5 protein-coding genes and 1 pseudogene are annotated in these 11,698 nt (G+C 75.2%); all 6 read left to right on the top strand.

What is annotated here, in order from left to right; translation table 11 throughout:
• Positions 1–439, top strand: a pseudogene (locus CS2_RS19155) (serine/threonine-protein kinase); the annotation flags it as partial.
• Positions 436–6,615 (top strand): Ig-like domain-containing protein, encoded by a 6,180-nt coding sequence (locus CS2_RS16015; RefSeq protein WP_082740300.1) that lies wholly within the window; start codon positions 436–438, stop codon positions 6,613–6,615. The pseudogene CS2_RS19155 and the gene CS2_RS16015, both read left to right, overlap by 4 nt.
• Before the next feature lie 55 nt (positions 6,616–6,670).
• Complete coding sequence (locus CS2_RS16010; RefSeq protein WP_070320732.1) at positions 6,671–7,627, top strand: AAA family ATPase; 957 nt, start codon at positions 6,671–6,673, stop codon at positions 7,625–7,627.
• Between the two features lie 46 nt (positions 7,628–7,673).
• Positions 7,674–8,780, top strand: coding sequence for a DUF58 domain-containing protein (locus CS2_RS16005; protein WP_233421224.1), 1,107 nt, complete (start codon positions 7,674–7,676; stop codon positions 8,778–8,780).
• Positions 8,777–11,167, top strand: a complete 2,391-nt coding sequence (locus CS2_RS16000) for a transglutaminase TgpA family protein (RefSeq protein ID WP_082740299.1) — start codon at positions 8,777–8,779, stop codon at positions 11,165–11,167. The genes CS2_RS16005 and CS2_RS16000 overlap by 4 nt, the downstream gene beginning before the upstream one ends.
• Positions 11,164–11,698: RDD family protein (locus CS2_RS15995; protein ID WP_169798664.1), on the top strand; the 535-nt coding region annotated here is incomplete at its 3' end. The genes CS2_RS16000 and CS2_RS15995, both read left to right, overlap by 4 nt.

Below are 11,698 nucleotides of genomic sequence, written 5' to 3'. Positions count from 1 at the left end.
GGTCGACGCGCCGCCGCGCCGCCGGACGCGCCTCGCGGGCGCCCTCGCGGCGCTCGTCGTGGTCGCCGCCGGCGCCGCGATCGCCTACGCGACGCTCGGCGACCGGGGCGGCGGCGGGCAGGTCGCACCGTCGGAGTCCCTCGCGCCCCCGGCCACCGGGCCCGTGGCGGCACCGGTCCCGGCGCCGCACTCGTTGTCCGGCACCCGCGCCGCGGACGGCTCCGTCACGTTCACGTGGCAGAATCCCGACCCGCAGGGCGGGGACAGGTACCTGTGGGGGGTGCTGACGGTGACGGGCGAGCCGACGCTCGAGCTGGTCGAGGACGCGACCGTCACGGTCCCCGCGGACCGGGCGACGGGCGAGGTGTGCATCCAGGTGTCGATCGTGCGCGAGGACCGCGCGAGCTCGGCGCGCCCCGCGCAGGGGTGCGTGCCGTGAGCCGGTGGCACCCGCGCTCGTGGCGGCGCAAGCCCATGACCACGGCGGCCGCGGTCGTCACGGTCCCCGCGATCGTCCTCACGCTCGCGCTCGTCGACCGCGGCTTCCCGCTCGCGCGCGTCGACCTCAACGACGGCGGCGTGTGGCTCACGGCCACGAGCCAGCTGAGCCTGGGGCGGTACAACGTGCCCGTCGAGGAGCTCGACGGCGGTCTCGTGACCGAGAGCGGCGAGTTCGACGTGCTCCAGGACGAGGGTGCGGTGCTGCTCGTCGAGCCGACCACGGTGTCGGTCGTCGACCCGGCCGCCGTCGCGACCACGACGCGCGTCGCGACGGGTGGTGCGGACGTCTCGATGGCGGCGGGGCGCGCGGCCCTCGTCGACGACGCGGGCGACGTCTGGGTGCGTGACCTGGTGTCCCTCGACGGCCTGGACCTCACCGCCGACACGCCCGACCTGCAGCTCGGCGAGGGCGGCGCGGCGGTCGTGGCGCGCAGCGGGACGGTGCTGGGCGTCGCGCCCGAGGACGGCGCCGTCACGCGTGTCCCCGCGGCGACGCCGCTCGCGCCGGAGGACGCCGGCACGCTCGGGCCGCTCGAGGTGGACGCGGTCACCGCCGTGGGCGACGAGCTCGTCGTGCTGTCCGGCAGCACGGTCCGCACGACGCGGGGCGAGGTCACGCTCGACGGCGAGGGACTCGTGCTGCAGCAGCCCGGGCCCGCCGCGAGCACCGTGCTGGTCGCGAGCCGGGACGCGCTGTGGGAGGTTCCGCTGGACGGCGGCACGCCGCGCGAGCACCCCACGACGGGCTCGGGGACGCCCGCCGCCCCGGTCCGGGTGGGCGAGTGCGCGCAGGCGGCCTGGGCGTCGTCGATCGGGTCGTCCCTGGTGCTGTGCCAGGGACGCGACGCGCAGGTCGAGGACCTCGAGGGCATGACGTCGGGGGACCGGCTCGCGTTCCGCGTGAACCGCGGCCTCGTGGTGCTCAACGACACCGTCGCCGGGCGCGTGTGGCTGCCGCAGCAGGACACGCAGGTGCGGGTGCCCAACTGGCAGGACATCGTCCCGGAGGACGAGCCCCAGGACTCCGAGGACGACTCCGAGTCCGGCGAGGTCACGCAGGAGCCCGTCACCGAGTGCACGGACCAGACCGCGCCGCCGGTGGCCGTCGACGACGAGTTCGGCGTGCGCGCCGGTCGGTCGCGCGTGCTGCCCGTGATCGACAACGACTCGTCGTCGGACTGCGGGATCCTCGTGATCTCGCAGGTCGGGGCCCTGCCGGCCGAGTTCGGCACGGTCGAGGCCGTACGCGGCGGCCGTGCGCTGCAGGTGCACGTGCTCGAGGGGGCGACCGGGTCCGCGGAGTTCGAGTACGTCGTCAACGACGGCCGCGGCGTCAACGCGCCCGCGACCGCGACCGTGCGGCTCACGGTGAGCGACGGCGACGAGGCGCCCGTGCAGGTGCGCACGTCGTCCCTCACGGTCGAGACGGGCGGGCAGATCCAGCACGGCGTGCTCGCGGACTTCGAGGACGCCGACGGCGACGACCTGCTGCTCGTCGGTGCGACCGCCGACGTGACGGTCGGCTCGGTGCGGTTCCGCCAGGACGGCGTGCTGACCTACACCGCCGACGGCGGCGGCCTCGGGCGCACGACCGTGCAGGTCCAGGTGTCGGACGGCACGCACGTGGTCGACGGCGAGGTCGTCGTCGACGTGCGCGCCGCCGGGTCGGTGCCGCCGCGGATCGACCCGGTGCACGCCGTGACCTACGTCGGCCAGGAGGTCGTCGTGCGACCGCTGGACGCCGTCCGGTCGGCGTCGTCCGAGCCGGCGCGCCTCGCGTCGGTGTCCGACACCGTGGGCGCGACCATCACGCCCGACCTCACTGCCGGCACGTTCGGCTTCCGCGCCGCGCGCGCCGGCACGTACTACGTGCCGTTCGTCGTCACCGCGGCCCCGCAGCAGGCGACGGGCCTCGCGCGCATCGACGTGCGGGAGTGGCCCGAGCAGGCGCAGCCGCCGATCGCGGTGCGCGACGTCGCGCTGCTGCCCGCGGGCGGCAGCGTGACGATCGACCCGCTGGCGAACGACGAGGACCCGGCCGACAACGTGCTGGTCCTGCAGTCCGTGACCACGCCCGAGGACTCGGGCCTGCAGGTCGCGGTCCTCGACCGCCGGTACGTGCAGATCCGCGCCGACCGCACGCCCGACCGGCCGGTGCTGCTGACCTACGAGGTGTCCAACGGCACCGCGTCGGCCCGCGGCGAGATCGTCGTGCAGCCGATCCCGCCGTCGGCGTCGTCGCAGCCGCCGTTCGTCCCCAACGTCGAGGCGACCGTCCGCGCGGGCGGCGTCGTCACGATCCCGGTGCTCGAGGGCGCGTCCGACCCGGACGGCGACGCGCTCACGGTGCTGCGCGACCTGCCCGAGCCGCTGGCCGAGGGCGACGGGCTGCTGTTCGTGTCGGGTGACGTGCTGCGGTACCAGGCGCCCGACCGGGCGCTCACGGCACGCGCGACCTTCGCGGTGGCCGACACCGCCGGCAACGTCACCGCGGCGACGGTGACGGTGCGGGTGCACGCGTCCGACGCCGACACGAAGTCGCCGCCGCGGCCGCGGGACGTGGTCGCGCGCGTGTTCGAGGGCGACACGGTCCGCATCCCCGTCCCGCTGGTCGGCATCGACGACGACGGCGACGGCGTGACGCTCCTGGGGGAGGCGACCGCCGGGACGCTGGGGCGCGTGTCCGAGGTCGGGGCCGACTGGCTCGAGTACGAGGCGTTCCCGGGGTCGCGCGGCACCGACACGTTCACCTACGCCGTCGAGGACTGGGTCGGGCAGCGTGCCGTCGCGACGGTCCGCGTCGGCATCGCGCCGCGCCCGACCACGGGGTCGGGCGTCGTCGCGGTGGACGACGCCGTGACCCTGCGGCCCGGGCAGCGCGTCGAGGTGCGTGTGCTGGCCAACGACATCGACTCCACGGGGCGCGAGCTGACGCTCGAGTCCGTCGAGGTCCCCGAGGGCGTCCAGGCCGAGGTCCAGGGCCGGCGCATCGTGGTCACGGCCCCGCCGACGCCGGGCGTGGTCCCGATCGTCTACCTCGTCACCAACGACGTCGGCGGCAGCGACTACGGCACGCTCACCGTCACGGTGACCGACGACGCGCCCGTCGAGCCGCCCGTCGCGCGCGACGTGCTCGTGCCCGCGATCGACACGCTCGGCAAGACGGAGGTGTCGGTCGACGTCCTCGCGGTCGCGCAGAACCCGTCGGGCCCGCTGTCCGACCTCGAGGTGTCGGTGCCCGCGTCGCACGGGGACGTCGCCCGGGTCGCGCCCGACGGCCAGGTCGTCGTCACGCTCGTCGACCACGCGCAGACCGTGCCGTACCGCCTGGTCAACCGCACGGCGCCCGAGGCCGACGCGTACGCGTTCATCACGGTGCCCGCGCTCGGGTTCTTCCCGCCGCAGCTGCGGCCGCGCGCCCCCGAGCTGCGCGTCGCGAGCGGCGAGACGCTGACCATCCCGCTGGCCGAGCACGTGCAGGTCGCGCCCGGGCGCGAGCCCAGCATCGCCGACCCGACCCTGGTGACCGCGACCCGCTCGAACGGCGCCGAGCTCGTGCAGGACGCGCACACGCTCGTGTTCACGTCGGCCGACGGCTACGCGGGCCCGGCGTCGATCTCGGTCCCCGTCACCGACGCGACCGGCGCGTCGGACACGTCCGCCCGCACGACGCTGCTCACGCTGCCGATCACGGTGTTCGCGGTGGACGACCACCCGCCGACGTTCCAGCCCGCGACCCTCGAGGTCGCACCCGGCGAGGCCGCCACGCGGCTCGACCTGCGCGCGCTGACGGTCGGCCCCGAGCAGGGCTCCGGGGCGACCGGCGAGCGCTACGGCTACCGGCTCGTGGCCGGTGTGCCGGCCGGGTTCAGCGCGACCCTCGAGGGGTCGGAACTGCGCGTCGCGGCCGACGCCACGACGCCCAAGGGCACGACCGGCCGGCTCGACCTGCAGCTGACCTACGGCCGCAGCGGCGTCATGGACGTCGGCGTCGACCTCAAGGTCATCGCGAGCTCGCGCAAGACCGCCACCGTGCGCGACTTCGTCGTCGACGACGCCGTGCAGGGCCGCGAGTCGACGGTCCAGGTGCTCGAGGGGTCCACCAACCCGTTCGCCGAGCGTGGGCCGCTGACGGTCGTCGGTGCGGTCGTCGAGACCGCCGGCGCCGGGACGGCCGCCGCGTCGTCGAGCAGCGTGACGGTGCGGCCGAACGGCGACTTCATCGGCAACATGACCGTGCGCTACCGCGTGCGCGACGTCACCGGCGACCCCTCGCGCGAGGTCGAGGGCCGCATCTCGGTGCGCGTCAGCGGCGTGCCCGACGCACCCGTCCCGCCGCGGATCGGCGAGGTCCGGGACCGCACCGTGGTGCTGTCGTGGACGGCCCCCGACAACCGCAACGAGCCGATCACCGAGTACCGCGTGACCGCGCAGCCCGGCTCGGTGGTCAGGTCGTGCGCGAGCACGACGTGCACGATCGACGGCCTGACGAACGACACCGAGTACACGTTCACGGTCGCGGCCAGGAACCGCGTCGGCTGGTCCGAGGAGTCGCCGCGGTCCGCGCCCGCGCGGCCCGACGCCGTGCCCGAGACGCCCGCACCTCCGCGGCTAGCCTTCGGGGATCGTTCGATCACGGCAACCTGGACGGCCCCTGTCTCGAACGGGTCGCCCATCACGAGCTACTCGCTCCTTATTAGCCCGGCACCGGAGTTTGGCTCCGCCACGCGGACGACGTCGTCCCTCTCCTATACGTTCGAGGGCTTGCGCAATGGTGACAGCTACACCATTCAGGTGCGCGCACACAACCGAGCCCCGGAACCCAGTGCCTGGAGCGAATCGTCAGCTGCAGAGAGCCCCGCAGGTCGTCCGACCGCTCCTGTCCCGTCTGCGACGAAGGGGCAGATTGATGTGCTCGGCAACGGCACGATCGAGGTCGGTTGGCCCGGCCTCTCGCGGACTGAGGCGGGTGGCGCCGACGTTCAGCGGTACGAAGTTTCGGTTGACGGTGGCCCGGCGTTCTCCGTCGGGACACAGGCGTCCTACCGCTTCACGGAAGCGCAACGTGGCCGGACATACACGTTTGCTGTCCGAGCCGTAAACAAGGCCGGCGAGGGGCCCTGGGGGCGCGACACAGGGCAGATCTGGAGCGTTCCCGGCCCCGTTTCGTCCTTCACGGCGACACCCACTGGCGCGGGGGACCGTCGTGGGTACAACGACGGGCAGGTCTTGTTGTCGTGGTCGGCTCCGTCCGACGACGGCGGCGCCCCGATCAGCGGCTACGAGGTCGAGGGAGTCGGTCGCTTTGGCGCCAACGTCACGCGACACACCGTCTCTGCGGTTCCCGGCGGGTCGGCTCCTACCTACCGTGTGAGAGCGATCAATCAGCGGGACCTCGCGGGAGAGTGGCGGACCGTGACGTCGGGCCTCGTCGTCACTGCGCCAGGAGCAGTGACAAACGTCGCACTCGGGGAGCCGGCGCGTGACGCCGACCGGCAGCCGACGGCTGTCACGGCGACGTGGTCGGGGGTCGACTGGGCTGGTTCCGACGGCACTTACACCGTTGAGTTTTTTGTTGACAATCGGCGCACGGATCGACAGGAGAATGTGTCGGGTACCTCTGCGACGTCGTCGGCCGGCATGCCGCGATTCGGCTTCGTCAATCGTTCGGCGACGCTACGCGTCGTCGTTACTGCAACGAACGGTGCAGGCAGCGGCGTGTCTGGAGCAGCGGATCGGGTAATCACCCGTGCCTCTCAACCTGGCGACGTCAATGCCGGGTTCGGCATCTCGGTCTCGGACGGCGGAAGTGCGATTACCGGCTCGTGGGATGCCCCGACAGACACCGGAGGTCAGAACATCGCGATCACCGGCTACAAGGTCCAGGTCCAGATCGATGGCGGCACCTGGCGTGACTTTCAGCAGACCTCGACGAGTCGCCTTGACGCTGCGCCGCTCAGCCCCGCAGCAAGTCCCGGGAGAGCCGTCAGGATTCGCGTGAAGGCGCTTAACCAGTTCGGGGAGTCGCAGGAGTGGGCACCGTCAGTCGAGGTCATTGTCCCGCGTGCCCCGGAGCCCACGCCCGACCCGCCCGGCGGCGGTGGTGGCGGATGACGTCGCCGCACCGCACGACCCCCTCCCACCCCGCACCGCACAGGAGCCTTCGACGATGACCCCCGAGCAGACGACCTGGTTCGCCGAGACGTTCGATGCGCTGGTCGCCAACGTGGGGGAGGCGCTCCTGGGCAAGGAGGAGACCGTCAAGCTCGTGCTGACCGCGATGCTCGCGGACGGGCACGTGCTGCTCGAGGACGCGCCCGGCACGGGCAAGACGTCCCTCGCGAAGGCGGTCGCTGCGACCGTGCAGGGCTCGCACCACCGCATCCAGTTCACGCCGGACCTCCTGCCGTCCGACGTCACGGGCGTGACGATCTACGACCAGTCGTCGCAGCGGTTCGAGTTCCACCCCGGCCCGATCTTCGCGTCGGTCGTGCTCGCGGACGAGATCAACCGCGCGTCGCCCAAGACGCAGGCCGCGCTCCTCGAGGTCATGGAGGAGGCCAACGTCACGGTCGACGGCGTCACGCACCCCGTCGGGCGCCCCTTCATGGTGATCGCGACGCAGAACCCCATCGAGCAGGCCGGCACGTACCGCCTGCCCGAGGCCCAGCTCGACCGGTTCCTCGTCAAGACGTCGCTCGGGTACCCCGACCGCGCGTCGGCCGTCGAGATCCTCGCCGGTGCCAAGGACCGCACCGCGGCGCTGCACCCGCGCATCACGACGCAGGCCGTCGGCACGATGGCCGACCTCGCGCTCACGGTGCACGTCGACGAGGCCGTCCTCGACTACGTCGCGCGTCTCCTCGAGGCCACCCGGGACGACGCGCAGACCGCGCTGGGCGCGAGCGTGCGCGGCGGGCTCGCGCTCGTGCGGTGCGCCAAGGTCTGGGCGGCCGCCGACGGCCGCGACTACGTGCTGCCCGACGACGTCAAGGTGCTCGCGCAGCCCGTGCTCGCGCACCGCCTCGTGCTCGACTCCGAGGCCGAGTTCGCGGGCGTCACCGCCACCGAGGTCCTGGGCCGCGTGCTCGGGCAGGTCGCGCCGCCCGCGCTCCGGCAGGCCTGACGCCATGGGCCTGCGCGTCGCGCCCCTCGGCTGGGGGGTGCTCGTCGTGGCGCTCCTCGCCCTGGTGGCGGGGCGCCTGCTCGGGTGGGGCGAGCTCGCGTCGCTCGGGGTCGCCGGCCTCGCGGTCGTCGTCGTCGGGCTCCTCATGACGGTCGGCCGCACGCGGTACCGCGTGGTGCTCGACCTCGCCGACCACCGCGTGCGGATCGGTCAGCGCGCCGTCGGGCGCGTCGAGGTGCGCAACGCGGCCCGGCGCCGCGCGCTGCCGTCGCAGGTCGACCTGCCCGTCGGCGACCGCCTCGTCGAGCTGTCGGTCCCGGGCCTCGCGCCCGACGCCGTGCACGACGACCTGTTCGCGGTGCCCACCGAGCGGCGGGCCGTCATCGTCGTGGGGCCCGTCGTGTCGCGCCGCGGCGACCCGCTGGGCCTCGTGCAGCGCCGCCTGCGGTGGACCGAGCCGTCCGAGCTGTTCGTGCACCCCGAGGTCGTCGCGCTCGGCGGCGCGAACGCGGGCCTGCTGCGCGACCTCGAGGGCCAGTCGACGCGCGACCTGTCCGACTCCGACCTGAACTTCCACGCGCTGCGCGACTACGTCGCGGGCGACGACCGGCGCTACATCCACTGGCGCACCACGGCACGCCGCGGCAAGCTCATGGTCAAGCAGTTCGAGGACACGCGCCGCACGCTCACGGTCGTCGCGCTCGCCAACGCGACCGGCGACTACCGCGACCCCGACGAGCTCGAGCTCGCGGTGTCCGTGGCCGCGTCGGTCGCGGTGCAGGCGATCCGTGACGAGCGCGACGTCGAGGTGCTCGCGGGCCCCGGCCGGCTGCGCACCGCGACGCCGCCGCTGCTGCTCGACGACTGCTCGCGGCTCGCGTCGTCGAGCGCGGGCGCGGGCGTCGTCCTGCTCGGGCGGCGCGTGGTGCGCGAGACGCCGGACGCCTCGGTGGCGTTCCTCGTCACCGGCGGCGCGCCGAGCGACACGGACCTGCGCCTCGGCGCGCGGGCGCTGCCCGCCGGGACGCGTGCCGTCGTGCTGCGGTGCGCGCTGGGCGAGGACGTCGCGGTCCGCACGCAGGGGTCGTTGACCCTCGCCACGGTCGGCGCGCTCGCCGACCTGCCCCGCGCGCTGCGGCGGGTGGTCGGATGAGCGCGGGTCGGCGCGTCGGCGTGCGCGAGCCGGTCGACGCGGTCCGTGACGTCGTCGCGCTCGTCGCGGCGACGGGTCTCGCGCTGACGCCGCTCGTGCCCGTGTACGGCGTGTCCGCGGTGCTGCCGGCGCTCGTCGGCGGGGTCGTGCTGGGCACCGCCGTCACGCTGGTGGCGGCGGCGCGCCGGTGGTCGGCGCTCGTGGTCGTCGCCCTGCTGGTGGGCGCGTACGCGCTCGCGGGCGGCGGGCTCGCGGCCCCGACGACGACGGTCGGCGGCGTGCTGCCGACCCCCGCGACGTTCCTCGCGCTCGCGCGCGGCGCCGCCTCGACCTGGAAGCAGGTGCTGACGCTCCAGCCGCCGGTCGGCACGGGCGGCACGCTGCTCGTCGCGGCGTTCCTGCTGGCGCTCGTCGGGACGGCGGGGGCGCTCGCGCTGACGCTGCGCGTGCGGCGCCCGGCCGTCGCCGCGCTCGCGGGTGTCGTCCCGCTGCTCGTGCTCGTCGGGTCGATCGTGCTCGGCACGCGCACGCCGCCGGTGCCGCCGGCGGCGGCCGGCACGGCCCTCGTCGCGCTGGTGCTCACGTGGGCGGCGTGGCGGACGGGGCGCTGGCGCCCGCGCCGCGTCGTCGCGACCGGTGCGCTCGCGGCGGTCGCCGCGACCGGTGGTCTGCTCGGCGGTCCGCTCGTCGTGGCCGACCAGCCGCGCGTCGTCGTGCGCGACGAGATCGTGCCCCCGTTCGACCCGCGCGACTACCCGAGCCCGCTCGCGTCGTTCCGTCGCCTCGTCAAGCTCGACGACACCGTGCTCATGACGCTCGACGGCCTGCCCGACGGCGCGCGCGTGCGGCTCGCGACGTTCGACCGTTACGACGGCGTGGTCTTCAACGTCGCGGGCGACGGGTCGGCGCAGGCGTCGGGGGAGTTCCGGCGCGTCGGCGACCGGCTCGACGTCGCCGCGCGCGGCGAGCGGGCCCGCGTCGAGGTCACGGTCGGCGACCTGCAGGGCGTGTGGCTCCCGACGGTCGGCCTCGCGACCTCGGTCGACCTCGGCCCCGCGACGGACGACCTGCGGTACAACGACGCCACCGGCGCCGCGGTCGTCACGTCCGGCGTGCGCGAGGGCATGACGTACCGGCTCGACGTCGTCGTGCCCGACGTCCCCGACGACGACACGATCGGCGGGGCGGGGGCCGCGTCGGTCGTGCAGCCCGCGTCGCAGGGCGTCCCGCAGGCGGTCGCGGTCGCCGCCGCCGACGTCGCGCGTGACGCCGGGACCCCGGTGCAGGTGGCACGCGCCATCTCGAGCTACCTGGCCGACGAGGGCTTCTTCAGCCACGGCCTCACCGACGCGGGCGACCACCCGTCGTTGTCGGGGCACGGCGCCAAGCGGCTCGCGGACCTGCTGGCGGGCCAGACGATGGTCGGCGACGGCGAGCAGTACGCGTCGGCGGCCGCGCTCATGATCCGCGAGATGGGGCTGCCGGCCCGCGTCGTGCTGGGGTTCGTGCCCGGTTCGGGCGACGACGAGGAGGGCGACGGCGACGTCGCGGTGCCGACCGACGAGGACGGTGCTGTCGAGATCCGCGGGCGCGACGTGCAGGCGTGGGTCGAGGTCGCGTTCGCGGGCCACGGCTGGGTGCCGTTCGACGTGACGCCCCCGCAGTCGCGCACGCCGGACCAGGAGCAGGAGGAGACGGACACCGACCCGCAGCCGCAGGTCGTGCAGCCGCCCGTGCTGCCGCCGGACCGCGTGACGCCGCCCGAGGACGACACCGAGCAGCCGCAGGCGGAGGACCCGGCCGCGGACGACTCGGCCCTCGCCCGGTGGCTGCGCATCGCCGCGTGGGCGGGCGTCGGCCTCGGCGGCGTGCTGGTGCTGCTGTCCCCGCTGCTCGTCGTCGTCGCGCTCAAGGCGCGTCGCCGCCGCCGGCGACGGCGCGCGGCCGACCCCGTGCGTCGGGTCGCGGGCGGGTGGGACGAGGTCGTCGACACGGCCCGGGACATGGGCGGTGCGCCGCCGGGTGCCGCGACCCGCCGCGAGACCGCTCGCGCGTGGGCGACGACGATCGTCGGTGGCCACCCCGCCGTGGCGGCACGCGTGGAGGCGCTCGCACGCCGCGCCGACCGTGCGGTGTTCGCCGCGGGTACGCCGGACCGTTCCGAGGTCGACGCGTACTGGGCGGACGTGGACGCGACGGTGGGCGCCCTGCGGGGCACGCTGCCGTGGCGTCGCCGCGTGCGGGCGCGCGGGTCGCTCGCGTCGCTGCGCGCCCGCCGGGCCGTCGCGGCCGCCGCACGGGCCGACCGTGACCGGGCGACCCGCACGACCGCTGTGCCCGGACGCGGCCCAAGCCGCGCCGGCCGACCCCGCCGAGGTGGACGATGACCCCCGCACCTGCACCCGCCCTCGCCGTCGACGACCGGCCCGCCGGTCTGGGCCGGCGGTTCGTCGCGGCGCTGGTCGACCAGGCGCTGGTCCTCGTGCTGGGCGGCGGGCTGGTGGTCGTGGCGTCGCTGCGCGTCGTCCTCGCGCTGCGCGACGACCCGACGACGCTGCCCGCGCTGCCGGTGCCGCTGCTGGCGCTCGGCTCGGTCCTGGCGCTCGCGGTCACGGTGACGCAGTGGCTCCTGCACGGCCGCCACGGCTGGACGCTCGGCCGCCGGCTGCTCGGCGTGCGCACGGTCGACGCGCACAGCCGCCGCCCGCTCGGCCCGTGGCGCGTGCTGCTCCGCGGGCTCGTGGTCGCGGCGGGCGTGCTCGCGTGCGGCGTGGGGCAGCTCGTCGTGCTGCTGTCGCCGCTGTTCGACCGCACCGGCCGGTGCCGCGGCTGGCACGACCGTGCGGCGGGCGCCGAGGTGCTGCGCGTCGCGACGGTCGCCGTGCCGGCCGGGTCGCGCCCCGGGCGCGGCGCCCACG

The sequence above is a fragment of the Cellulomonas iranensis NBRC 101100 = JCM 18110 genome, assembly GCF_001552375.1.
Lineage (GTDB): Bacteria > Actinomycetota > Actinomycetes > Actinomycetales > Cellulomonadaceae > Cellulomonas > Cellulomonas iranensis.
The sequence above is the reverse complement of the archived record's forward strand: the minus strand, read 5'-3'. Positions and strand labels throughout refer to the sequence as shown.

Bases quoted from the DNA above. Each gene is read 5' to 3' on its own strand.
- CS2_RS16010 (WP_070320732.1), top strand. From the start codon at position 6,671: ATGACCCCCGAGCAGACGACCTGGTTCGCCGAGACGTTCGATGCGCTG.
- CS2_RS16000 (WP_082740299.1), top strand. From the start codon at position 8,777: ATGAGCGCGGGTCGGCGCGTCGGCGTGCGCGAGCCGGTCGACGCGGTC.